The 24634-nt window shown below is 40.3% G+C and carries 22 protein-coding genes; 8 read left to right on the top strand and 14 right to left on the bottom strand.

Features of this window, described 5'->3' with window-relative positions; all coding sequences use genetic code 11:
• The first annotated feature begins 97 nt into the window (after positions 1-97).
• From M5E07_RS11290 to gltP, 5 genes are all read left to right on the top strand, one after another.
• Complete coding sequence (locus M5E07_RS11290) at positions 98-1558, top strand: TolC family protein (protein ID WP_252219321.1); 1461 nt, start codon at positions 98-100, stop codon at positions 1556-1558.
• Positions 1559-1576: 18 nt separating this feature from the next.
• Positions 1577-2740, top strand: coding sequence for an HlyD family secretion protein (locus M5E07_RS11295; RefSeq protein ID WP_252219323.1), 1164 nt, complete (start codon positions 1577-1579; stop codon positions 2738-2740).
• Complete coding sequence (locus M5E07_RS11300; protein WP_252219324.1) at positions 2740-3870, top strand: ABC transporter permease; 1131 nt, start codon at positions 2740-2742, stop codon at positions 3868-3870. The genes M5E07_RS11295 and M5E07_RS11300 overlap by 1 nt, the downstream gene beginning before the upstream one ends.
• Before the next feature lie 8 nt (positions 3871-3878).
• Positions 3879-4973 (top strand): ABC transporter permease, encoded by a 1095-nt coding sequence (locus M5E07_RS11305; protein WP_434087812.1) that lies wholly within the window; start codon positions 3879-3881, stop codon positions 4971-4973.
• Positions 4974-5226: 253 nt separating this feature from the next.
• Complete coding sequence (gene gltP, locus M5E07_RS11310) at positions 5227-6522, top strand: glutamate/aspartate:proton symporter GltP (RefSeq protein WP_252219329.1); 1296 nt, start codon at positions 5227-5229, stop codon at positions 6520-6522.
• A 60-nt stretch (positions 6523-6582) separates the two neighbouring features.
• Here the strand turns inward: gltP and M5E07_RS11315 are convergent, their stop codons facing one another.
• From M5E07_RS11315 to M5E07_RS11340, 6 genes are all read right to left on the bottom strand, one after another.
• Positions 6583-7020 (bottom strand): DUF3887 domain-containing protein, encoded by a 438-nt coding sequence (locus tag M5E07_RS11315; protein WP_252219331.1) that lies wholly within the window; start codon positions 7018-7020, stop codon positions 6583-6585.
• 77 nt (positions 7021-7097) lie between these two features.
• Positions 7098-10073, bottom strand: a complete 2976-nt coding sequence (gene gyrA / locus M5E07_RS11320) for a DNA gyrase subunit A (protein WP_252219332.1) — start codon at positions 10071-10073, stop codon at positions 7098-7100.
• A 300-nt stretch (positions 10074-10373) separates the two neighbouring features.
• Positions 10374-10889 carry a DinB family protein gene (locus M5E07_RS11325; protein WP_252219335.1) on the bottom strand — a complete coding sequence of 172 codons (516 nt, stop codon included), beginning with the start codon at positions 10887-10889 and terminating at the stop codon, positions 10374-10376.
• Positions 10890-10977: 88 nt separating this feature from the next.
• Positions 10978-11910 carry an FAD-binding protein gene (locus tag M5E07_RS11330; RefSeq protein ID WP_252219337.1) on the bottom strand — a complete coding sequence of 311 codons (933 nt, stop codon included), beginning with the start codon at positions 11908-11910 and terminating at the stop codon, positions 10978-10980.
• A 17-nt stretch (positions 11911-11927) separates the two neighbouring features.
• A complete protein-coding gene (locus M5E07_RS11335; protein WP_016165916.1) occupies positions 11928-12680 on the bottom strand; it encodes an electron transfer flavoprotein subunit beta/FixA family protein in 753 nt (250 codons plus the stop codon).
• A 505-nt stretch (positions 12681-13185) separates the two neighbouring features.
• Positions 13186-13791: a LysE family translocator gene (locus M5E07_RS11340; protein WP_116759382.1), complete on the bottom strand. Its 606-nt coding sequence runs from the start codon at positions 13789-13791 to the stop codon at positions 13186-13188.
• Between the two features lie 116 nt (positions 13792-13907).
• Here M5E07_RS11340 and M5E07_RS11345 point away from each other — a divergent pair, with 116 nt between their 5' ends.
• Entirely contained in the window at positions 13908-14402 is a 495-nt protein-coding gene (locus M5E07_RS11345; protein ID WP_016165914.1) for an Lrp/AsnC family transcriptional regulator, read from the top strand.
• Between the two features lie 8 nt (positions 14403-14410).
• Positions 14411-14971: a GNAT family N-acetyltransferase gene (locus tag M5E07_RS11350; RefSeq protein ID WP_252219339.1), complete on the top strand. Its 561-nt coding sequence runs from the start codon at positions 14411-14413 to the stop codon at positions 14969-14971.
• On the opposite strand, the gene M5E07_RS11355 is transcribed toward M5E07_RS11350, so the two are convergent.
• The 8 genes from M5E07_RS11355 to M5E07_RS11390 all read right to left on the bottom strand — a co-directional run bounded on the left by M5E07_RS11355 (position 14951) and on the right by M5E07_RS11390 (position 22882).
• Entirely contained in the window at positions 14951-15319 is a 369-nt protein-coding gene (locus M5E07_RS11355) for a hypothetical protein (RefSeq protein WP_252219341.1), read from the bottom strand. The two genes, M5E07_RS11350 and M5E07_RS11355, sit on opposite strands and share 21 nt — an antisense overlap.
• Before the next feature lie 211 nt (positions 15320-15530).
• On the bottom strand, positions 15531-16454 hold the full coding sequence (gene xerA / locus M5E07_RS11360; RefSeq protein ID WP_116759386.1) for a site-specific tyrosine recombinase/integron integrase: 924 nt from the start codon (positions 16452-16454) through the stop codon (positions 15531-15533).
• Between the two features lie 10 nt (positions 16455-16464).
• Entirely contained in the window at positions 16465-17079 is a 615-nt protein-coding gene (locus M5E07_RS11365) for an alpha/beta fold hydrolase (protein WP_252219343.1), read from the bottom strand.
• A gap of 104 nt (positions 17080-17183) precedes the next feature.
• Complete coding sequence (dapF, locus tag M5E07_RS11370; protein WP_252219345.1) at positions 17184-18029, bottom strand: diaminopimelate epimerase; 846 nt, start codon at positions 18027-18029, stop codon at positions 17184-17186.
• Positions 18030-18042: 13 nt separating this feature from the next.
• Positions 18043-19287 (bottom strand): diaminopimelate decarboxylase, encoded by a 1245-nt coding sequence (gene lysA / locus M5E07_RS11375; RefSeq protein ID WP_252219347.1) that lies wholly within the window; start codon positions 19285-19287, stop codon positions 18043-18045.
• 24 nt (positions 19288-19311) lie between these two features.
• Positions 19312-19536: an LPS translocon maturation chaperone LptM gene (gene lptM, locus M5E07_RS11380; protein ID WP_116759394.1), complete on the bottom strand. Its 225-nt coding sequence runs from the start codon at positions 19534-19536 to the stop codon at positions 19312-19314.
• A gap of 133 nt (positions 19537-19669) precedes the next feature.
• The gene (locus M5E07_RS11385; RefSeq protein WP_116759396.1) at positions 19670-21073 is read right to left on the bottom strand and encodes an amino acid permease; all 1404 of its coding nucleotides are present in this window, start codon (positions 21071-21073) and stop codon (positions 19670-19672) included.
• A gap of 309 nt (positions 21074-21382) precedes the next feature.
• Complete coding sequence (locus tag M5E07_RS11390) at positions 21383-22882, bottom strand: alanine/glycine:cation symporter family protein (protein WP_252219349.1); 1500 nt, start codon at positions 22880-22882, stop codon at positions 21383-21385.
• A 350-nt stretch (positions 22883-23232) separates the two neighbouring features.
• Between M5E07_RS11390 and radA the strand changes: the two genes are divergently transcribed.
• Positions 23233-24615 (top strand): DNA repair protein RadA, encoded by a 1383-nt coding sequence (gene radA, locus M5E07_RS11395; RefSeq protein WP_116759400.1) that lies wholly within the window; start codon positions 23233-23235, stop codon positions 24613-24615.
• Positions 24616-24634 lie beyond the last annotated feature (19 nt).

The following is a 24634-nucleotide window of genomic DNA, read 5'->3' on the forward strand; positions in this document are numbered from 1 at the left end:
GATAAAATAAAGATCTGTATAATTCATTACAACAACAATGCGAGTTTGATTAATGCCACAGCGTTTTCAATTAAAATCAAGAAAATTAACGCTTAGGATGAATCCTATTTTTCCTGGTTTTATTTGCTTATGCACGAGTGTGTTATTTCTTCACCCAAGTTATGCAAAATCCATCAGCTATATAGAAGCTGAACAAAACATACTGACTCAATCCTATAGCACTCGAGCTGCGCAGGCTCTACAACAATCTGCTCAACTGCAAGCTGAAGCAGTGAAAGGGCTCGGACTCCCGCGTATTGATTTAAATGTTCGTGCTTATGCCTTTCATAATGAAGTAGATGTGCCACTAAATTCCTTAAAAAATAATCTGGATAATACCCTTACTCAAGGCGTGAATAATCAAATTGATCAATGGCAAAATAATAGTGGTATCCCTAGCGGAATTACAGACACTCTAAAAGATGGTGTCGGCAACGTTATTGATCGTGGCCTTGGATTAATTCCCAATGAGACGACGATCAATTTGGATGACCAAGTTATACGCCCGACCGTTTCAGTATTTATGCCTTTATATACTGGCGGACTGACCACTAGCGCCAAACAAATGGCAAAAATTCAGTCCGAACGCAGTGTCATCAATAATAAACAGCAACAAGACCTTCAGCGTTTCGAAATCATTCAAGCCTATTTTAACTCGCAGCTACAAACACAATTATTAGCGGCAAGCCGTTTTAATGCTCAAGCGATGCAAAGCCATTATCGAAATGCACTAAAATTAGAACAGCAAGGCTTTATTAGCAAAGGGCAACGGATGCAATTTGAAGTTGCTAAAAACAATGCTGAACGTTTAGCACAAAATACCCAAGCCAACCTACAAGCCAGCTTGTTTCAGTTGAATAATCTCCTGCAAAGCAGTGGCATAACAGAATTAAGCACGCCTCTTTTTGTCAATACAACCAAAAATCATTCGATTAATCAATTATTAAAGAGTTACCCTGAACAATCCTCTCTGGTTCAAAAGCTGCAAAAGGACACCGAGCTTGCTGGGGTAAAAGTGAAAGCGGAATCGGCAGCCAAAAAACCGACTGTATTTGCCTTTGGTGAATACAGCTTAGATGAACATCAAAACTGGATTGTGGGCGTTGCCGCTCAGTACAATTTATTTTCAGGCATCGACAAACAAAAAAATATACAAGCTGCTGAATTACAAAGATACGCTTTACAGTTAACCACCCAGCGTACTAAACAAGAAATAGAAAATATGATTTATAAATCATATAGCGAGCTTGAAACCGCTCAACAAAGCCATGCTCTACTGCAACAGAACATGCAAGCTGCTCAAGAAAATTTACGCATTCAAACACTTTCCTTCAAAGAAGATATGGGCACAGCCACACAAGTAATTGATGCTCAAAATGCCATGACCGCTCTTAAATCTGAAATGGCACTAAATGCGTATAAATACGTCATGTCATTAGCCACTTTATTACAAAGCCACGGTTCTATAGCTGAGTTTCAAAGCTATGTAAATCAAAAAAATACGCAATATATTCGTTAACTTTAATGGGGAAACCACATGAATCAAGATCAATCAACACCTGATCAAGAACCTAATGCTTCCTCATTGGAGGAAAAAAATACAGGGAAATCTGAAACTGATCTATCAGAGCAACTGACCGAAAATAACACTGGCACAGAAAATTCAGCAGATCACTTAAATGATGTCTCTGAAAAAGTGACTGATCCAACATCTAAAACTAAACTTCTGAAAAGCGTGGGTATTATCCTAGCCATCTTACTGCTTGGGTTAATTGCATTTGGTTTGTGGAAAAGCTACCAACCCAAGATGGTTGAAATACAAGGGAGAGTTGAAGCGGAAACCCTGCATATCAGTACCAAAATACCAAGCCGAATTGAAGAACTCTATGTACATGATGGTGAAAAAGTTCAAAAAAATCAGCCTCTCGTACGTTTGTATAGCCCAGAAATTGATGCTAAAAAGCAGCAGACACTGGCTGCTTTGCAATCGGCTCTAGCACTGAAATCGACCGCTGATCGAGGCTCACAACAAGAGAATATTGATACCCTATTTGCCAACTGGCAAGCCGTGAAAGCCCAACAAGACTTGGCACAAACAACCTACCAACGTGGAGCCAAACTTTTTCAGGAGGGTGTTATTTCTCGTCAGCGTCGTGATGAAATGCAGGCTGCTGCACAATCTGCTGCTCAGTTGACTGAAGCTGCTTACCAACAATATGCTCGAGCAAAACGCGGAAGTACAACTGAACAGAAATCCACAGCCGACGCACAGGTTGAAATCGCTAAAGCTGCTGTTGCGGAGGCGAATGCGCTAGATGCTGAAACAAAATTATTTTCACCCGTAAATGGTACAATTTCCAAAACCTACGGCAAAGTCTCTGAATTAGTCACGATAGGTGTGCCTGTCATGAGTATTATTTTAGATGATGAGCTATGGGTAAGTTTAAATGTCCGTGAAGATCAGTATGCTCAGGTCTATCAAGCCAAAACATTGGAAGGTTTTATTCCCGCTTTAAATAAAACTGTGCAATTTAAAATTGAGAATATTGATGCAGAGGGCGAGTTTGCGACTATAAAAACGACTCGACAAACGGGGGGTTACGACATACGTAGCTTTAAGCTCCACTTAACACCAAGCACACCCATTGCAGATCTTAAGGTTGGCATGAGTGTGATATTTAAAGTCAAAGAGCAATCCTGATGTGGGCTGGTCTCTGGCGTGAACTTCGCTATTTAGCCACACATAAATGGGACTTGTGTTTAGTTACACTCGCCCCGCTATGTGTGATTGTGCTATTTAGCTGCATGTTTGCGCAGGGAAAGCCTGAACATTTACCCATTGCGATTATTGATCAAGACCAGAGTAGTCTGAGTCGAAATATCGAAAAATATTTATCCAACAATCAAAGCTTGGCTATTTATACCGTAACGCCTGATTCCAATGAGGCTGAACGCCTACTGAATGAAACAAAAATTTGGGGCTATGTACTTATTCCAGAAGGTGCCGAACAACGGCTAGTTCAAGCGAAAGATGCAGAAATTGCACTCGCATTTAATCAAAGTTACTTCAGCATCGGAAATTCTATTTCTTCAGCCATGCTCAGCAGTACTGTGCAAGCCATGGCAAATTATATGGGGCAAAATTATTTAGAAAATAATATTCCCTATTTAGACATCCCTACCCCTAATGTGAAAATCTCGCCACTCTATAATCCGAGTCTCAGTTACGAATTTTATTTAGAACCTTTTGTCATTCCTGCTGTTCTACATTTATTGCTCTGTTGTTGTGTGGCTTTTTCCGTAGGTCAGGAATTTCAATTTAAGTCTGCAAAAAATTGGCTGAAATCTTCAACTATATGGACAGCATTACTCAGTAAAGTGCTTATTTATGTTCTTATTTTCAGTATTTGGACATGGTTGTGGATGTTCTGGCTCATAGAAATTCGAGGGTGGTTTGTGGCTGGTCAACTCTGGCTATTACTTCTAGCTCAGTTTTTATTTTATTTTGCCTATGCTTTAATTAGTGCAACTGTAGTATTGGCTACCCATAATTTGGCCAAAACTTTTGGCTTTATTGCGGTATATGGTGGTTCATCCTTAAGTTTTGCAGGTGTGACACTCCCCTTAAATAATGCCCCTGCATTTACCAAATTTTGGGCGAATATTATTCCATATACCCCTTATGCCAAGCTACAGACTGAACAATGGGTCATTGGTAGTCCTGTACAACTTTCATTCATCCCTTTAGCAATTCTGAGTTTTTATTGTCTCTTCTATTCGATAACTTCTTTCCTGTTATTAAAAAAGCGTAGTGTAGAGGTGCAGGAATGAAACAAAAATTGAAGTCATTTCTTTTTTACTTTGTAAAAACATTCAAAGATATTGCAAAGAATAGCTCCATTCTCACGACGATGGTGCTTTCTATCTTCTTTTATAGTTTTTTCTACCCAACAGCCTACAAAGCACAACATGCTCAAGCCTTACCTATCATTATTGTGGACGAAGAACAAAGTACATTAACCGCTAGTATCATTAATGCAGCGAGCAACAGCCCAAATATTCAGGTTCGTGCTGTGACAGGAAATTTTGCTGAAGCGGAAACTTGGGTAAAGCAACAACGTGCCGATGGCATTTTACTATTACCTGATAATTTATCTAATAGTATTCATCGGGGTGAAGTTGGTGGGGTTGGATTATATTTAAGTGCTGCTTATTTTTTAAGAACTAAACAAATTGGTTTGGGATTGGCTACAGCCATTGAAAACACCTTAGCAGAACGCGCAGAAAAGTTTGGACAGATTTCACATTTTTCTCCCGTCCTTTCAATTCACCAAATTCCATTATTTAATACACTTTCAGGCTATGGCAGTTATATTTTTCCAGCGATTGCCCCGTTAATTATTCATCAAACCATTGTATTGGGCTTATGTATGCTGGTTGCAGGTTATCGCAACTTAAATTGGCGGAGCAAAACAACTGAGTTTTGGGGGTTATTTGCTGCTGCGCTATGCATAGGTTGTTTGGGCTGCTTTTATTTATTTGGTTTTACCTTCTGGCTCTATGACTATCCACGTGGCGGAAATTTTTGGGGTATGCTGATTGCTGTCCCAATTTTTATAAGCAGTGTGATTGGGTTGAGTCTTGTCTTGGCTTCTTATCTTGATATTCCCGAACGTGCAGGCCATGTTATTGTCTTCACCTCTATACCCCTATTTTTACTTTCGGGTACAGCATGGCCACATGCCGCTATGCCGCTATGGATGCAATACTTGGGTTCAGCCTTACCATCCACTCAAGCCATTCAAATGTTTATTCAATTGAATCAGATGGGTGTACCTACGCAAATGGTTATACCTAAGCTCATTTATCTGAGCGTTTTTGCGGGTGTCTGTTTAAGCTGGGCATATTATCGTTTATGTAACACACGCAACTAGTCACTTATTCATCATTTTTATTCTACAAACTAATGATGAATTTAAATACAATCGTATTATTAAATAAAACAGTCCAAACAATCACCAATCAACAATAATAAATTAAAAAAAGATCGCTCATTCTTCACAATAACTTCACAATAGCCACCTTCCATCTGCCAGCATTCTTCTTTTTTCATGCCACCGCATCTTGATGCAGCATAAGAGTTCTTGCAGATATTTTTTTGCCCCTAATTTTTTTTCTGAGCTAAGTATGAAAAAAATTAAGATAAGCCTTGCATGGCAAATTGTAATTGCACTCATTTTAGGTATACTTTTAGGCTCTTTTCTGCACTATTCTCCTGAATATCGTGATGCCTTTGTAACTAATTTATTGAGCCCACTCGGTTCAATATTTATTAGCCTCATCAAAATGATTGTAATCCCACTTGTGGTTTCAATGCTTATTCTAGGCATTGCAAATACAAGTCATGGGACCAATGTCGGTCGACTTGGTTTCAGAACTATTCTATATTTTGAAATCATTACAACCATTGCCATTATTGTTGGCTTGGTTGCTGCAAATGTATTCCAGCCAGGTGCTGGTATTGATATGTCGACGCTAACTCAAGTCGATATTTCTAAATATCAAGAAACCAGTCATGAAGTTAGCCAACATTCTCATGGTTTAGTACAAACCATTTTGTCGCTAATTCCACCGAACTTCTTTGCTGCATTAACTAGCGGTCAAATGCTACCGATTATTTTCTTCTCGGTATTGTTTGGTATTGGTTTAGGTTCTTTATCTAAAGAAACGAAACAACCGCTGATTCAGGTATTGCATGGTGTTTCTGAGACAATGTTCAAAGTTACACACATGATCATGAAGTTTGCGCCTTTAGGTGTATTCGGCTTAATCGCTGCGACCGTTGCAAACTTTGGTTTTAGCTCGTTACTTCCATTGGTAAAACTTGCAGTATTGGTTTATGCCGCTATTTTCTTCTTCACTTTTATTGTACTAGGGTTGGTTGCCAAAATTTGCGGATTCAGCATTTGGACCATCATCAAAATCTTAAAAGATGAATTGATTTTAGCTTACTCAACTGCCAGTTCAGAAACCGTACTTCCACGTATTATGGAAAAAATGGAAGCTTATGGCGCGCCAAAAACAATTACCAGTTTTGTTATTCCAATTGGCTATTCATTCAATTTGGATGGTTCAACACTGTATCAAAGTATTGCCGCGATTTTCATTGCTCAGCTCTATGGCATTGACTTAAGCTTGGGTCAGCAAATTATTTTAGTACTTACTTTAATGATTACCTCTAAAGGCATTGCAGGTGTACCTGGTGTTTCTTTCGTAGTGCTATTGGCGACTTTAGGCAGTGTTGGGATTCCACTTGAAGGTCTGGCATTTATTGCGGGTATTGACCGTATTTTAGATATGGCGCGTACTGCATTGAATGTCGTTGGTAATGCATTAGCTGTTCTTGTCATCAGTAAATGGGAAGGCCAATTCGATACGGAAAAGCAAAAGAACTACAATATACAACTGAATGATACTTTGTAATTTAAATTGCATATAAAAAAGGACGCTACGGCGTCCTTTTTTATTTACTACTGCTGTTGATTATTTAATTTTCTCGCCAAATACTGACACGCTCATGTCTCGAATTTTACTACTGCCATTGGGTTTATCAAAACTCACGTCATACTGTACTAAGTTTTTATCATAGGCATATTCATAGGTCACGGTATATTTACTTGGCTGATTGCTTTCATTCTGCAATTTCTTTGACACGATTTTCTTGGTTTTATAATTCTCTTGAGGCAAGCCGCGTGCAAATTTTTGCATGTTTTTCTGATCACCTTGATAACGTGCTTGCAACTCAGATTCAAAATGCGTCATCAATTGGTCAAAATTCTGCGCACGTAAATCATCATACGCCTCTTGTGCAGCCTGTACTTGCTGTGGACTAGGATCTGGAATATTGGCCTGCTGTCCCAGTTTATCGCATCCACTGAACACCAATACCGATGCTAAAATCGCATATTTCATCTTCATCATCGTTCTGTTCCCATTATTTATGCAACAAATCATATAGAAAAAGGACGCCTAAGCGTCCTTTTTCTTTAGATCATGACTTATTCTTCTTCAGATTCATTCAAATCTGATTCATTTTCAGTTTCATCTACAATCATTTCTTCATCAACTAAATTTTCATTAGCCAATACTGATTCTATAGTTTCGATTTCATCTTCTTCTACAGCATCAATCGCTTCTACACCCACCAATGTTTCATCTTCACCTAAACGAATCAAACGAACACCTTGTGCATTACGGCCTGTTTGTGCAACTTCTGAAGCGCGAGTACGCACTAAGGTACCCCCATCTGAAATCAGCATCAATTCTTTGGTTTCATCAATAGAAACTGCACCGACCAATTCGCCATTACGCGCTGAGGTCTTAATGGCAATCACCCCTTTCCCACCGCGTTTTTTGGTTGGGAAATCACCGACTGGTGTACGTTTACCATAACCGTTAGCAGAAGCACACAGTACTTCACCTGTTTCAGGAACGACTACTAAAGATACGATACGGCTAATGAAGTTTGCATCTGCTGCATCATCTTCATCCGATTCAACTTCTTCTGACTCCTCTGCTTGAGCCGAACCAATCGTGACACGCATACCGCGTACACCTTTGGCAGAACGACCCATCGCACGTACATCAGTTTCAGCAAAACGAATTGCTTTACCTTCATTTGAGAACAACATAATTTGCTGTTCGCCATCAGTAATCGCGACACCAATCAAGGTATCTTCTTCATTCAGTTCAATTGCACGTAAACCATTTGAACGTACATTACTGAATTGTTCCAGCTCTACACGTTTCACGGTGCCCGACGCAGTTGCCATAAATACAAAGAAGTTTTTACGTAACTTTTCAGTCAATTCTGCAAATTCAGCAACAATTTCATCATCCAGATCTGTTGCAGAAAGCTCGACACCCAACTCTTTTAAGTGTTTACGCAATGCATCTGATAATTCATCCGCATCTTCAGCCAATCCATCAAATGATGCTTTTAACGCGTCATAATGCGCTTCGATGATACTGTTTTCACGTAGTTTCACCACATGAGCACGAACGAAAGCTTTAAAGTCGGCTAAACGATCTTTAAATTTCTTCGGTGCATCAATTACAGGTAAAATTGCCGTAATCGTTTCATCTGCTTCTAATGGCAGTAAGTTCACCATTGGGCGACCTTTTGCACCGCGAGAAGCTTGTGGCACTTCAAACACTTTCAGACGATACACTTTACCCACATTGGTAAAGCATAAAACCGTCGCATGGTTTGAGGTGACAATTAGATGTTGGATGTAGTCATCTTCTTTCATAGATGTTGCAGACTTACCACGTCCGCCACGGCGTTGCGCAGCATAATCAGACAATGGTTGAGTTTTCGCATAACCTGTTTTCGAAACAGTTAATACGACTTGTTCTTCTGGAATTAAATCTTCACGAGAGAAGTCAATACGCGATTCTACAATTGCCGTACGACGAGCATCGCCATATTGCTGAAGAATCAAAGCCAACTCTTCTTTAATCACAGCCATCAACAAATTAAAATCGTTCAAAATTGCTGTTAATTCAGCAATTTGCCCCAAAATCTCGGTGTATTCGGCATGAAGTTTGTCTTGCTCTAAACCTGTTAAACGGTGCAAGCGTAGCTCTAAAATCGCACTGACTTGGGTCGGTGACAAACGATACATATCGCCATCTAAACCAAATGGACGGCTTGGATCTTCACCTTCAATTTCTGCTGGACGGACAGAAACTGAACCAGCTTTCTCCAATAATGCAACTACACCACCCGCTGACCATTCACCCGCTTGTAAACGCTCACGTGCTTCGGCAGGGTTAGCAGAAGTCTTAATGGTTTCGATAATGGCATCGATGTTCGCCAAGGCAACCGTTAAACCTTCTAAGATATGACCACGTTCACGTGCTTTACGTAATTCGAACATGGTACGGCGAGTTACCACTTCTTGACGGTGGCGAATAAATGCCGCAATGATATCTTTAAGATTCATTAATTTTGGCTGTCCGTTGTCCAGACACACCATGTTAATGCTGAAAGAATTTTCGAGTTGCGTATTCAAGAATAAGTTGTTCACCACAACTTCAGCATTCTCACCACGTTTTAAATCAATGGCGATACGCATCCCGTCTTTATCAGATTCGTCGCGTAGTTCTGAAATACCTTCGAGTTTCTTCTCTTTTACCAACTCAGCAATACGCTCGATAGTTCTCGCTTTATTGACTTGATATGGAATTTCAGTGAAGACAATGGTCGTACGACCTGTTTTTTGATCTTCCTCAAAATGGTATTTACCACGGATATGCAAACGACCTTTACCTGTACGGTAAGCATCGACAATACCCGATTTACCATAAATAATGCCGCCAGTCGGGAAATCTGGACCCGAAATATGCTGCATTAAACCTTCAATACTGATATTTGGGTTTTCAGCATAAGCCAGACATGCATTCACGACTTCAGTCATGTTATGTGGCGCCATATTGGTCGCCATACCTACTGCAATACCTGTCGCACCGTTAATCAACAAATTCGGAATACGCGTTGGCATCACTTGCGGGATACGTTCTGAACCGTCGTAGTTGTCTTCCCAGTCTACGGTATCTTTTTCGAGATCCGCCAGAATTTCATGGGTAAGCTTTTGCATACGAACTTCGGTATAACGCATTGCTGCTGCACTATCACCATCGACAGAACCGAAGTTACCTTGACCATCCACAAGCATATAACGCAAACTAAAATCTTGCGCCATACGAACAATAGTTTCATAAACAGCAGAATCACCATGTGGGTGATATTTACCAATTACGTCACCGACAACACGGGCAGACTTTTTGTATGCTTTGTTGTAGTCATTACCCAATTCGTGCATTGCAAAAAGCACACGACGATGAACAGGTTTTAGACCATCTCGTACATCAGGTAAAGCGCGTGATACAATCACGCTCATTGCATAATCCAAATACGAGTGCTTGAGTTCATCCTCAATGGCAATCGGTCTAATTTCCGATACGCTCATGCATACTCCTTGTTATACAAGCAGGAATTCTGCCCGCATTTATATCTTAAATCTTGCAAAAATTTAACTCAGGGAATTGAGCTAAAAAACTAAAATACAGCCGTAAATTATAGCATAAAAGGCTCACTAACAGGGAGTTTAGTAATCTGAAAAATAGCATTTTTTTACAATAAAAAGTTTATTAGAATTAATAAGTTAAAAATCTAATTTTCTACTTTTTGACGAACAGAATAAACGCTTATTTTTTAATCTAAAATAATGCTCTTTCTAATAGGAGAAGTCAGCGTAAATTAAAAACCATCATTTATAGAAATGGGCATTTTCTCTTTGGAAAAAAATTAAATCCAACTCTAACGATTTACCGGTCAGTTGAAAAACCATGCTATGCATCTGTCCTCGATGATGAGTTTGATGATTAAATAGATGCGCTAATATCTCGATTAACGGTTCAGTATAAGCCTGACCTCGACGAATGTAGGTAATAAGCCTGTTAAATGCAGCTTCATCATATTCATTGAGAAAGCCAATTAAACGCTGATCATGCTCAAACCTCGCAGGGATCAACGCACTGATCTGAGGGTAAAGGATCTCATCTAAGGCGTAATTGGAGGCCACTCCCCCCTTAATACGTTCAAACCAAAGTAAATCACCTACCAGTAGATGATTTGCCGTTTGCATAAGTGATTTGAAATAGGCTTTGCAATCTTGATTTAACTGTTCTTCTGTTAGCGTGGTTAAAATAGAAAATAACTTCTGGTTTGCCCACTGATTATAATGAGCTAACATTAGAAAATAGGTTTTAAAGCTATAATTCATCTACAATCCTCTGTTTATTTGTTGTTATTTTTTAACACAAAAAAACGCTCTTTTCGGAGCGTTTTTTATTCAAACACAAGTTCAGAAATTAGATTTTAGATACTAATTCAGGAACAACAGTGTTCAAGTCACCCACTAACCAGTAGTCAGCAACGGCATTGATTGGCGCTTCTTCATCTTTGTTGATCGCAACGATCACTTTAGAGTCTTTCATACCCGCCAAGTGCTGAATCGCACCAGAAATACCTACAGCGATATATAAGTCAGGTGCAACGATTTTACCTGTTTGACCCACTTGCATGTCGTTTGGAACGAAGCCAGCATCAACCGCAGCACGTGAAGCACCTTGAGCAGCACCCAGCTTGTCAGCTAATGGGTCAAGTACTTTATGGTAGTTCTCACCAGAACCTACACCACGACCACCAGAAACTACAATGCGAGCCGCAGTTAATTCAGGACGTTCAGATTTCACGATCTCTTCAGAAACAAACTTAGAGATACCTGCATCTTTTGCTTCGCTTACCGCTTCAACCGCAGCAGCACCGCCTTCAGCAGCAACAGGATCAAATGCCGTACCACGAACAGTTGCAACGACAATTGCTTCATCAGATTGAACTGTGGCAATCGCATTACCTGCATAGATTGGACGCTTGAACGTATTTGCAGATTCAACCGCAATGATGTCAGAAATCATGCTAACGTCTAACAGTGCAGCCGCACGTGGAAGAACGTTTTTACCCGTCGTTGTAGATGTCGCAAGGATATGTGAATAACCTTTGCCTAACTCAGCAACTAAAGCTGCAACGTTTTCAGCCAATTGGTTTGCATAAGCCGCGTTGTCAGCAAGTAATACTTTGCTTACGCCTGCAACTTTAGCCGCAGCGTCAGCCACTGCTTGCGCGCCAGAGCCTGCTACCAATACAGTGATATCACCACCGATTTTTTGTGCCGCAGCAACAACGTTTAAAGTTGCACCGTTAAGTGTCTTGTTGTCGTGCTCAGCGATAACTAAAATACTCATGATTTTATCCTTCTGTATTAGATCACTTTCGCTTCGTTTTTCAATTTTTCAACAAGCTCATCAACAGATTTCACTTGTACGCCCGCTTTACGGTCAGCAGGTGGTTCAACTTTAACTGTTTTAAGCTTAGTTGCTGTAGAAACACCAAAATCAGCAGGAGACTTAGTATCAAGCGGTTTTTTACGCGCTTTCATGATGTTTGGAAGAGCCGCATAACGTGGCTCGTTCAAACGTAAGTCAGTGGTAATGATTGCTGGAAGTGACAATTCAACAGTTTGTAAACCACCGTCAACTTCACGAGTCACTTGTACTTTGTCGCCATCAACTTTAACTTCAGATGCGAACGTACCTTGACCTGCACCTAAAAGTGCACCAAGCATTTGACCTACTTGGTTAGAGTCATCATCAATTGCTTGTTTACCAAGAAGGATTAATTGTGGTTGTTCAGCTTCAACAACACCTTTAAGGATTTTAGCAACTTCCAAAGCACCAAGTTGGCTGTCATCAGCTTCAACCAAGATACCGCGGTCAGCGCCAAGTGCCATTGCAGAACGAATTTGTTCTTGAGCTTCTTTAGGACCAATAGAAACAACGATGATTTCTGAAACAGTTCCTTTTTCTTTTAAGCGAACCGCTTCTTCCACTGCGATTTCACAGAATGGGTTAATTGACATCTTAACGTTAGTAAGGTCTACCCCACTATTGTCCGGTTTAACGCGAACTTTAACGTTGGCATCAACCACACGTTTTACAGCAACAAGAGCCTTCATGTAATCCTCGGCTGTTTTAGCAAAAGTAAAAGTTGAGAAAAGTTAGATTAACTCTTCACATAAAATTTTTTAGGTGTCCTATCTTGCAATTGTATGGCATTTCGGTCAAGTCACAATTACTGAATCCACTGTAAAAATGCGTAAAAATGGCTGAACGTCGCGTTCAAATTTTTATTTGCATGAATTTTAATTCTAAAATAGCAGTTTTAGTGCTCTAATTTTAAACATTGATTTTTATTATTTTTTTACTTTATTTACTACATAATTATTTCTGATCAATGACTTAAATTTCTGCTTTATCTGTTTGAGCAAGTGACCAAGCATGGCTGTAAAATCAAACAAATGACTTGTCAGTTTTGACAGAACCATTTTCCTGATTAAAATTTTATTCCCTAGCTACGTTAAAGCAGCCGTCCAATCAAACTTATTGCTCCGACATGATAAGAAATCTGCTGTTGTACATATAAAAAAGCATGCCAATCAAGAGCATGCTTTTTAGTTTCAATTAATTGGCGATCAACCAACTCGCAGCCAGCATGAGTAAACCACCTGAACCCGCATCAACCCATTTTTGTTTTTGAGCATCTAATTGTGCATTTGCAGTAATTTTAGCAATCACAATACTTAACCCACTATATACCACCAAGCATAAGCCTATAAAAATGGACGATAAAATTAGACCTTGTGTGACAGTATTTTCTGCATTGCGCATGAACTGTGGCAAAATTGCAAAATAAATCAGCATGCCTTTTGGATTTAACAATGAAGTTAAAAAGCCTTTAGCGATTGGACTACCCGCAGATGCTTTGGGCACATGCAAAGATTTGCTGTTAAAAACAGCGCGAAATAAACTAAAAGCCAGATATAAAAGATAAGCGATCCCTAACCAGCGGATTGTTTCGAACAACATCGGGAAAGAAACCAATATTGCAGCGATGCCCAAGGCAACCAAGACCGAATGCACCATATAGCCCATACAAACCCCAAGAGTCGCCATAAAGCCCGCTTTTACACCTTTCGCCATCACTTGCGAAAAAATAAATAGCATGTCAGGCCCTGGAGTACACACCAGTGGTAGAACGGTCAACGCAAAGAGTAAATATACAGACATATCCTTTCCCCTTTCGAATATAGACTGAAAGTGAAAATTAGTATCTGCGAATTTATACAAAATAGGATTGCAAATATTCTATAATTAGATCCATATTTCGAATTTAATTCTATTTTATGAAATCATCTTCTAAGAATATTTTAATCAAGCTAGATCGGATTGATAAAAGTATCATTCGAGCCTTACAAGAAAATGGTCGAATCCAAAACAATGATTTGGCTAAAGAAGTTGGGCTATCTCCTTCTTCCTGTTTAAGACGGGTCAAACTGTTGGAAGAAGCAGGTGTAATCCAGAACTACACCACCGTAGTTGATCCTCAAAAGATTGGCTTCCAATTGATTTTATTTTCACGTATTTGGTTGGTCGGACAAGATGCTGAAACCATTGATCGTTTTATTGAAGCAATGAAAGAACTGCCTCAGGTCATGGAGTGTTATATTATTTTGGGTGAATGTGATGCCATGCTCAAGGTTGTCGTCCCTGATTTGGAAAGTTATCGAAAATTTCAGTCTACACATTTGACTAAAAAGAATGGCATTACCAGTGTCAAAACTGATTTGCCTAGCCAAATTATTAAGCAAAGTTTTCAACTTCCGCTTGAAGATTTATAAGAGTTGCTATGCAGAATTCTCTAGAAAGTACGCGCTTAATTTTACGTCCGTGGCAAGAGACTGATCGGTTGCCATTTTATCAACTCAATGCAGATCCTGCTGTGATGCGTTATTTCCCCAAATGCTTGACTCGGACTGAAAGTGATCTGCTTATCGATAAATGCCAAGCTTTAATTGAACAACAGGGCTGGGGCTTTTGGGCAGTCGAATTAAAATCTGAACAACGTTTGATTGGTATGACAGGATTGCATGATCAACCTGATCAATTTAGTTTTTCACCGTGTACCGAAATTGGCTGGCGTTTGCACAAAGACTATTGGGGTCAAGGCTATGCGACTGAAGCAGCTCAACTTGCATTGAGTTTTGCCTTTCAAACCCTCAATTTAAAGGAAGTCGTTGCGTTCACAGCATCCATTAATCATCCTTCACAAGCGGTAATGAAAAGGTTAGGTATGCAATATCAACAAGAATTTTTACACCCCGCCCTGACTGCCGAGAGTATTTTGCAAAAGCATGTGCTGTACGCCATTCATCAGCATGAATTTAGCTCAGACGTGCGCATTGCCTAAAAAGTCGCGATGTACATGACTCAGTTCAATCAATTCATAACGGGACAAATCAAAAATTTCCCAGACCAATTGAAAGTCATCGGTTGTATCCATAATTGGAATAAAGTTTGCAGATACATTCCACGTTGTACCATCCCAAACATAACATTTACGAGTCTCCTGTTGCACCGCTTGCACCATGCCAGAGGTATTAATCCCTTCAATCACGGAATTTTCTGGCAATAGAGGCTGCACTTCAGGTAAGCAATATTCAACAAAATGTTTAATCTGACGCAAACCATATCCTGCAAAAATATCCTTTTGCACTGAATTTAATTGATCATATTTTTCTTGTATATTCGAAATCATGGCTTGCATTCCTCTTTCATTTAACACTCAAAATTCGCAATCGGTATATTTATGCTCTACCGCATGCCATGCGACACTTATACTTCATCTTTTGATTTTTTATTATTCTACAATAGTACAAATAGGCTCCTTTTCATTTTACTTATGTAATGGCTAAAGCAAATTCTGTACCAGAATAAAATCATTCAGGTATATATCTACACTGAAATTGTTACTGTTTTTTGAATTGAGCACGCGGATGTGCTTGATCGTAGACATTGGCAAGTCGATCAAAATCGACATGGGTATATATTTGGGTGGTACTTAAATTACTATGCCCCAACATTTCCTGTACTGCTCTTAAATCACCGCTATTTGAAAGCATATGACTTGCAAAACAATGTCTTAATAAATGTGGATGTAAATCGACACTCACCCCTGCACGTTGCGCTTGAAACTTAACCCGATTTTCAATTTGTCTGGCGCCTAGTGGATTGCCTTTACGACTAATGAAGACATGCGCATCAGGAACAAAATCACCATGCCACAATGGATACAACTTTAGCCAATCCATTAACGCATCTCTAGCTTTGGAACCAAAGGGAACTACTCGGGTTTTGTTACCTTTACCCGTAATCCGTAATAAAAGCCGATTAAAATCAATGTCTTTAATTTTAAGACTTTGTACTTCTGCTAAACGTAGGCCACTGGAATACAATAATTCTAAAATTGCCTTGTCACGCAGCCACAATTCTTGATCAGATTCTTTTTCAGGTTCAGTCTGATCTAAAATTTGCTGAATGGTTTCAATATCCACCATACCCGGCAAGGGTCGCGGTTGGCGCTTTAATTGGAAATCATCGGATGGATTAAACGTCAGATAATTCCCTTCTTTTGCCCACTTCATAAACTGACGAATCGCAGATAATAACCGCTGCAAACTACTTGAACTTAACTGGTGTTGCTCTACTTTGACAGCCAAATATTCGCGTAAATCTGACGTTTCGATATCTTGTAACAGCAGTTTTTTCTGATCACAAAACTGTAAAAAATCACCAACATCACGCTCATACGCCAGTAAAGTTAATTTAGACTGATTTTGTATTTCTCGAGCTTTCAGCCACATGGCGAGTAACTGTTGGGACTCTACAGACATCATACCCACCCTAAACCTGAAAATTAAAATGAGTTAAATACTGCTGAATGTGTACTGCAACTTCTTCTGCATAGTGTTCTGCAAAAGCATGATCACCTCCATGAATAATATGAAGTTCAGCTTGTGGGAATTTTTGCTGTAAAGCCTGTCCAACGGCGATTGGGCTAATCGGATCTTGATCTCCCCACAATAACAATATTGGTATCCTGATCTTTTCAAGGTGTTGTGATAAATCTATCTGCGAAGCCATAAACCAGTCTGGATAGTTGAGATACTGTTGTTGATAAGCGGTTCGCCAATCTTGTACCTGAAATGGAGTTAAATCAATTCCGCCCGAAGTTGCCAAAAGCACTAATCCTTTGACCAAATCTGGACGTGCTATTGCTGCCTGTACAGCAAAAATTCCGCCCATAGACTGTGCAATCACAATAGATTCAGACTGAATCTGTTGCAAAACATAATTCGACAAACTGGCAAAATCATAAACACTCTCTTGGCTTGGTTCCTCACCAAAACTCGGATAAGCAATGACCTGTTTAGATTCTGCATGAGATAATTTATTGATTAAAGGATTCCAGAACGTGGTACTTCCCGATGCGCCCGGTAGAAAAATTAAATTTGGCATGTCTACACTTTATATCTATTTATCTTTGGTCTCAGCATAGCCGATTTTAATTCATAAAAAAGCACCATCATGAAGACAGTGCTTTTTTTAACATCAATGCAGATTTAGCCTTGGAAATAACGCAGGTCAATACGTCCTTCATAAACGTTGGCTGTCGGACCCGTCATCCAGACCACATCGCCATCACGCCATTCAATTTGTAATTTCCCACCCGCCAGTTCAATTTCAACCTGATTCGCCAATAAACCACGACGGATGCCTGAAACAGCAGCAGCACATGCACCTGTGCCACAGGCTAAGGTTTCACCTACACCACGTTCGAATACACGTAAACGTGCATGTGTTTCATCAATAATCTGCATGAATCCTGCATTCACACGTGCAGGGAAACGAGCATGTGACTCGACTTGTGGTCCTATCGTTGCCACATCAGCCGTAATCACATCTGGAACAATGGTCACAGCATGTGGATTACCCATATTCACCACATCAATTTGAATCTGTTGTTGATTTGCCAACTCTAGATCATACAGACTTGCTGGTTCATCGGCCAAAAATGGAATTTCCTGTGGCAGGAACTTTGGATACCCCATATTGACGCGTACCCAACCATTCGAACCCAATTCAGGTTCTACTATCCCTGCTTTGGTTTGTACCTTAATTTTGGTTTTCGTAGTCAATTGTCGTTCATGTACAAAACGAGCAAAACAGCGCACGCCATTCCCGCATTGTTCAACTTCTGAACCATCGGCATTAAAAATACGATATTTAAAATCCGCTTCTGGCATATCAGGTGGTTCAACAATTAACAATTGGTCAAAACCAATGCCAAAATGGCGGTCTGCAAGACGTTGGATGGTCAGTGCATCTAAGTAAGCACGCTGACTAATTAAATCCACAACCATGAAGTCATTGCCTAGACCATGCATTTTAGTAAATTCTAAAAACATTTTTAGTGACTCCTTAAGGCAATAAACGCTCTTTTTCCCAAAGTGATTCGATAGTTTCACGCTCACGAATCAGATGTGAGTTCGCGCCATCGACCATGACTTCAGCCGCACGACCACGTGTATTGTAATTTGAGCTCATCACAAAACCGTATGCACCCGCTCCCAATACTGCAAGTGTATCGTTTTCACGGAGGGCTAAATCACGTTCTTTACCCAAGAAATCGCCTGTTTCACAAATCGCACCCACGACATCCCATTGCAAAGTTTCGACATCATCTCGTGGAGTAACAGGTTGGATATCCATCCATGCTTCATACAAAGCTGGACGAATCAAATCATTCATTGCTGCATCAATAATGGCAAAGTTACGATGATTGGTCGGTTTCAATAAATCTACTTTGGTCAGCAACACACCAGCATTGGCTGAAATACTGCGACCCGGCTCCATATACACTTTTAGCCCTAACTTTTCTAAAGCAGGTTTCAAAGCACTGGCATATTCTTCTACGGTTGGAGGAACTTCATCTTTATAAGTCACCCCCAAACCACCACCAATATCAATGTGCTTCAACTGAATGCCTAACGCTTTCAGTTGCTCAATCATAAGCATGACACGATCAAGTGCATCAACAAACGGTTTGGTTTCAGTCAACTGTGAACCAATATGACAGTCAATGCCGATAATCTCTAAATTCGGTAGACTGGCTGCATATTGATAGGTTTCAAATACTGTATCCGAAGGAATACCGAATTTGTTTTCTTTTAATCCTGTCGAAATATAAGGATGTGTTTTTGCATCAACATCTGGATTGACACGTAATGAAATTGGGGCTTTTTTGCCTAACGCCGCCGCCACTTTCTGAATACGATCTAATTCTGCATGAGACTCAACGTTAAAACATGCAATGCCGACTTCCAATGATTTTTGAATATCTGCTTCAGTTTTACCTAAACCTGAAAAGACAACTTTAGATGCATCACCACCTGCAGCCAACACACGAGCAAGCTCACCGCCAGTCACGATATCGAAGCCACAGCCTAATTTGGCCAACACGCTGAGTACCGCAATATTTGAGTTAGACTTTACCGCAAAACAAATTTGATGGTCGATAAAATCAAACGCACGATCCATATCTAAATAATGTTTTTCAAAAGTCGCTTTTGAATACACATACAGTGGCGTGCCATATTGCTGCGCAAGCTGTTCTAGGGAACACTGCTCTGCGTGCAATACCCCATTAATGCGGGTAAAACTCATGGAAGATGTCCTTTTAATGACAAGTTAAGGAGTAGAAGATTTTGATTCTGTAGTTGTCTGTTGTTCAACCGATTCAGTCGTTTGAACTTGCTCAGTTTTTTGCGCAGGCGCTACATTTGGATATAACAAATATTTTGAACGTTTGTCATAATTTGAATCGCTTGGTAATTGTAATGCACCCGATTGACCACAACCGACTAATGAAGAACCCAACACCAATACACTTATGCAGCAAATGACGTGACGCATCTGACCACCTATCTCAAATTTTAACGAAGTATAACCCGATCAACGCATTGACCAAAGCATTAAACACTAGAGATTATCGCCAGACATAGAAAAACGCCAGTTCTAAACTGACGTTTTTCTGTATAGACAACGATTATTTATGTTTTGGCTTATAGAAACAGAAATAACCAATCGCAAGAATAATAAGCCAAATTGGGCTGACCATTAATGCCTTCATGGTATCAGGCTCTAATGACAATACGTAAATCATGCCAATGAAGAACACAATCACCACCCAACACGTCAAAGGACCACCAGGCAATTTAAAGGTCGATTTCGCATGTAACTCTGGACGTGTTTTGTAGTAAACCAAATAGCTCCACAAAATAATCAACCACACCAAAATAAACAGAATCGTGGATAAAGTTGTTGCCAGAGTAAAGGCTTCAACCGTATTTGGAACGAAATACTGTAAAGCTGCACCACCCAACAAACAAATTGCAGAGAAATATAAAGCATTTGCAGGAACTGCACGCTTATTCAAATGACCAAAAGCTTGTGGTCCTTGCTTCTCGCGCGATAAACCGAACAGCATACGGCTGGTCGAGAATACTCCACTGTTCATAGAAGACATCACTGACGATAACACCACAAGGTTCATAATAATCGCAGCGGCTGCAATACCTGCCTGACTAAACAAATTCACGAATGGGCTAACTTCTGGGTTGATTCTGTTCCATGGTGTCACCGACATCACAATCACCAATGCCAACACGTAGAAAAAGATAATACGAATGGGAATAGAATTGACTGCTTTAGGCAAATTACGCTCAGGATCTTTAGTTTCCGCTGCTGTAGTCCCAACCAATTCCACCCCGACAAAGGCAAAAATCGCAATTTGGAAACCAGCCAAGAAACCACTCATCCCTGTCGGGAACATACCGCCATTGGCCCACAAGTGCGTGAACGATGCCACTTCACCCGTAGTGGAAGTAAAGCCTGTAAAAATCATCCACAAACCAACTGCAATCAATACCACAATCGCAATGATTTTGACCAAAGCAAACCAAAACTCAAGCTCACCAAACAGCTTCACCGTCATGAGGTTTAAACCCATAATGAAGACGATGGCAGCAACACTGATCATTGCACCTTCAACTGGGCTAAATGGTAGTCCATTGTTGAAGAATTGCAGATAATAAATAATCGCGGATAAATCCGCGATACCAATGGTGATCCAACATAACCAATAAGTCCAACCGACAAAGTAACCCGCCCAAGGACCAATCAAGTCGGTCGAGAAGTCAATAAATGACTTATATTTCAGGTTAGATAATAGTAATTCTCCTAATGCGCGCATTACGAAAAACACCATTAAACCAATGATCATATAAATAAATAAAATTGATGGGCCTGCCAAACTAATGGTTTTGCCCGACCCCATGAACAAACCCGTACCAATTGCACCACCAATCGCAATTAGTTGTAGATGTCGATTCGACAAACTACGATGGAGTTCGCCTTGTGCAGCCGACTCATTCGTGTTTTGATTTAACATCGCTATAAAAACTCTCTATTAATCCTTTAAGATTTTTTAACCAAATTAATCCCAATTACACATTTGTACTATTTTTAAGCACGCCTTCGCCATGTAAGTTTTTGGGTCAATCTAAGCTAAACAACTCTATCTGTATCGTTCAGCATTCAAGCCTTATACAATTGGGGCCGATAATACGCACTACATTAATGCAATACAATGCACCTTTTGGACACATCAGTTCATATAAATCTTATACCATTCAATAAAAAAAGCAGCCGATTCGGCTGCTTTTTTTTAAGTTTTACTAAATGTTCGTAAGCTAACTTTCTATTGGTTGTTCTGTTTTTTCTTTAAACGCTCTTCCCAATAAGTTGCATTACGAATGCCGAGTTTCACAGGATCGAAGGTATATTCTGTTACCCCTGCTTTTTGCTGCTGCTCGTAATCTTTCAACGCTTTCATGGTTGGTTTCCAGATAAAGTAGGTCACAATAATACCAATAATGTTAATCCACGCCATTAAACCTACACCAATATCACCAATGCCCCAGATATAACCTGTCGCACTGATCACACCATAAGCAACCGAAATCATGATGAAACACTTGGTGATGAATAATAGTGAAGGTGTTTTGGTGATATAGCTCAAATAAGCAATGTTGGTTTCTGCAATATAGTAGTAGGCAACAATCGTGGTAAAAGCAAAGAAGAACACCGCTAAAGCCACAAAGATTTGACCAAAGCCACCGAATACCGTGCTTACTGCCATTTGGGTAAATGCTGGAGAACCAATTTCAACAGTGGCAGCCACGTTTTGAACAATAAATTGACCCGCTTCTAAAGTACCTTGTACGTTATACATACCAGTAATCAGAATCATGAATGCCGTTGCAGAACAAACAAATAAGGTATCGACATACACAGAAAATGCTTGTACAAAACCTTGTTGTGCAGGGTGTTGCACTTCTGCTGCCGCCGCTGCGTGCGGACCTGTACCCTGACCTGCTTCGTTAGAATAAACACCACGTTTAACACCCCAACCAATGGCTGCACCCAGTCCTGCCATTGGAGAGAACGCATCAGCAAAGATTAGTTTAATCACCCCCGGAAGTTCGTGAATATTCATTCCGACAATTACGAGCGCCATTAAAATGTAGCCTGCCGCCATGAATGGCACAACAAACTCAGCAAAACGCGCAATACGTTTAATACCACCAAAAATGATGATGGCCAATAAAGTCAGAATCACCACCAAAGCCAATAACTTATAAGCTCCTAAGTTACCAAAAATGATAGAACCTTCACCTGTAATTTGGGTGAAGGCATTCCCGACCGCATTGGCTTGAATACCAGGTAGAAATAAACCACAAGATATAATCGCTGCAATAGCGAATAAAATACCCAACCAGCGTTGCCCTAAACCTTTATCAAAATAAAAAGCAGGTCCACCACGATACTGACCTTGGTATTCCACCTTATAAATTTGACCCAAAGTAGATTCTACGTAAGCTGTACTTGCCCCTAAGAAAGCCACGAGCCACATCCAAAACACGGCACCTGGACCACCAAAACCAATTGCTGCCGCTACCCCTGCAATATTACCAACACCCACACGCCCCGAAAGTGAAACGGCTAATGCTTGAAACGATGAAATCCCCTGCTCTGAAGAAGATCCTGAAAATAATAATCTTGCCATCTCTTTCATTTGGCGAACTTGAACAAAGCGCGTCAGAATAGAGAAGAATAAACCTGCCCCTAAACACAAATAGATGAGAGCTTTGCTCCAAATAATACTATTAACCCAATCAACAATTTCTGCTGCACTCATAGACATCAACCTTTTTATATAATTTGAAAATATTGCAACTGCTTTATTTTCATTTGTCTGAGCATGAGCAATATCTATGCCATCAAACCTCTATGTCATGACAAGAAATAATCAAATGCTCAAACTCCTTCCATGGAAAAAGTGAACTGAACGAAGCTCTTGACTCAAAAACACACTGTTTCTTACTTGTAAAAGTCTTAGATCATGTTATTTTTCTGAGCAATTCCCTTTAACCCGTAATTACGATAAACCGCTTCGCCTCTTATTCCTTAAGAATGGCATTCGCTATATTTAATAGTTTTCGTAACTATTACTTTTATCTAATTTACAGATTATTTTCAATTTTATTTATGGCAAAAATTAAAACTGTATATCGCTGCGAACAATGTGGCGCAGACCATTCTAAATGGGCTGGACAATGTATTGAATGTGGCGAATGGAACAGTCTGGTCGAAGTCCGTATTGAACCTGTGGTGACGCATCGTGCCCAACCTAAAATAGGCGGAGGTTATGCAGGACAGGCAGCCAGTATCACGACTTTAAATCAGGTCTCAGTTTCACATGAAACCCGTCTTGCAACAGGGATTGGCGAGTTTGACCGCGTACTCGGTGGCGGGTTGGTAACAGGTTCTGTGGTGTTGATTGGTGGTGATCCCGGCATTGGTAAATCAACCATTCTCTTACAGACAGCAACTTACATGGCGGCTGCTAAAAGTTCTGCGCTTTATGTTACAGGCGAAGAATCACTATCGCAGGTTGCACTGCGTGCACAACGTCTAGATTTGCCCACCGACCAATTAAAAGTCATGGCAGAAACCTGTGTAGAACGCATTTGTGAAGTTTTAGCACAAGAACGTCCTGCTGTTGCCATTCTCGATTCTATTCAAACCCTTTACACAGAAACCTTACAATCTGCCCCGGGTGGAGTCTCGCAAATTCGAGAATCGGCGGCATTACTCACACGTTTTGCCAAAAATAGTGGCACCGCACTCTTTCTTGTCGGTCATGTGACTAAAGAAGGTGCCTTGGCAGGTCCACGTGTGCTTGAACATATGGTCGATTGTGTTCTGTACTTTGAAGGACAATCCGACTCACGTTATCGCATGATTCGTGCAGTTAAAAACCGTTTTGGTGCAGTAAATGAATTGGGGGTTTTCGGCATGACCGATAAAGGTCTACGTGAGGTCGCCAATCCTTCGGCTATTTTCCTGAGTCGCTATGACGAAGCCATTCCAGGTTCAATTGTGATGATCAGTCGTGAAGGTACACGTCCGCTGTTGGTTGAAGTCCAAGCGTTGGTCGATGATGCACATGGACAACCGCGCCGTGTTGCCTTGGGTTTAGAGCAAAACCGCTTAAATATGTTGCTCGCAGTGATGCATCGTCATGGTGGTGTACAAACCTCTGGGCAAGATGTCTATGTCAATGTCGTGGGTGGTTTGAAAATTACCGAAACAGGCTCAGACTTAGCCGTTCTACTCGCTTGTGCTTCTAGTTTAAGAGGTAAAGCATTACCACAACAATTGGCTGTCTTTGGTGAAGTTGGATTATCTGGTGAAATTCGCCCCGTACCTAACGGTCAAGAACGTTTGAAAGAAGCCATTAAACATGGCTTTAAATACATTATTGTGCCGCGCGCCAATGCACCACAAAAAACCATTGCAGGCGTACAGATTATTGCGGTAGCACGACTACATGAAGCATTAACCGAAGCGATGAATCTATCAGAATAGCCAAACGCCGCTGTTAAAA

The organism is Acinetobacter tibetensis, assembly GCF_023824315.1.
GTDB lineage: Bacteria > Pseudomonadota > Gammaproteobacteria > Pseudomonadales > Moraxellaceae > Acinetobacter > Acinetobacter tibetensis.

What these genes read in the sequence shown, in the direction of transcription:
- xerA (WP_116759386.1), bottom strand. Translation starts at nt 16,454, where the DNA reads ATGTCTGTAGAGTCCCAACAGTTACTCGCCATGTGGCTGAAAGCTCGA.
- M5E07_RS11315 (WP_252219331.1), bottom strand. Translation starts at nt 7,020, where the DNA reads ATGATGAAGATGAAATATGCGATTTTAGCATCGGTATTGGTGTTCAGT.
- gltP (WP_252219329.1), top strand. Translation starts at nt 5,227, where the DNA reads ATGAAAAAAATTAAGATAAGCCTTGCATGGCAAATTGTAATTGCACTC.
- M5E07_RS11385 (WP_116759396.1), bottom strand. Translation starts at nt 21,073, where the DNA reads ATGTTAAATCAAAACACGAATGAGTCGGCTGCACAAGGCGAACTCCAT.
- gyrA (WP_252219332.1), bottom strand. Translation starts at nt 10,073, where the DNA reads ATGAGCGTATCGGAAATTAGACCGATTGCCATTGAGGATGAACTCAAG.
- M5E07_RS11340 (WP_116759382.1), bottom strand. Translation starts at nt 13,791, where the DNA reads ATGTCTGTATATTTACTCTTTGCGTTGACCGTTCTACCACTGGTGTGT.
- M5E07_RS11355 (WP_252219341.1), bottom strand. Translation starts at nt 15,319, where the DNA reads ATGATTTCGAATATACAAGAAAAATATGATCAATTAAATTCAGTGCAA.
- lysA (WP_252219347.1), bottom strand. Translation starts at nt 19,287, where the DNA reads ATGAGTTTTACCCGCATTAATGGGGTATTGCACGCAGAGCAGTGTTCC.
- M5E07_RS11295 (WP_252219323.1), top strand. Translation starts at nt 1,577, where the DNA reads ATGAATCAAGATCAATCAACACCTGATCAAGAACCTAATGCTTCCTCA.
- M5E07_RS11300 (WP_252219324.1), top strand. Translation starts at nt 2,740, where the DNA reads ATGTGGGCTGGTCTCTGGCGTGAACTTCGCTATTTAGCCACACATAAA.
- lptM (WP_116759394.1), bottom strand. Translation starts at nt 19,536, where the DNA reads ATGCGTCACGTCATTTGCTGCATAAGTGTATTGGTGTTGGGTTCTTCA.
- dapF (WP_252219345.1), bottom strand. Translation starts at nt 18,029, where the DNA reads ATGTTTTTAGAATTTACTAAAATGCATGGTCTAGGCAATGACTTCATG.
- M5E07_RS11335 (WP_016165916.1), bottom strand. Translation starts at nt 12,680, where the DNA reads ATGAAGGCTCTTGTTGCTGTAAAACGTGTGGTTGATGCCAACGTTAAA.
- M5E07_RS11290 (WP_252219321.1), top strand. Translation starts at nt 98, where the DNA reads ATGAATCCTATTTTTCCTGGTTTTATTTGCTTATGCACGAGTGTGTTA.
- M5E07_RS11390 (WP_252219349.1), bottom strand. Translation starts at nt 22,882, where the DNA reads ATGAGTGCAGCAGAAATTGTTGATTGGGTTAATAGTATTATTTGGAGC.
- M5E07_RS11330 (WP_252219337.1), bottom strand. Translation starts at nt 11,910, where the DNA reads ATGAGTATTTTAGTTATCGCTGAGCACGACAACAAGACACTTAACGGT.
- M5E07_RS11345 (WP_016165914.1), top strand. Translation starts at nt 13,908, where the DNA reads ATGAAATCATCTTCTAAGAATATTTTAATCAAGCTAGATCGGATTGAT.
- M5E07_RS11350 (WP_252219339.1), top strand. Translation starts at nt 14,411, where the DNA reads ATGCAGAATTCTCTAGAAAGTACGCGCTTAATTTTACGTCCGTGGCAA.
- M5E07_RS11325 (WP_252219335.1), bottom strand. Translation starts at nt 10,889, where the DNA reads ATGAATTATAGCTTTAAAACCTATTTTCTAATGTTAGCTCATTATAAT.
- M5E07_RS11365 (WP_252219343.1), bottom strand. Translation starts at nt 17,079, where the DNA reads ATGCCAAATTTAATTTTTCTACCGGGCGCATCGGGAAGTACCACGTTC.
- radA (WP_116759400.1), top strand. Translation starts at nt 23,233, where the DNA reads ATGGCAAAAATTAAAACTGTATATCGCTGCGAACAATGTGGCGCAGAC.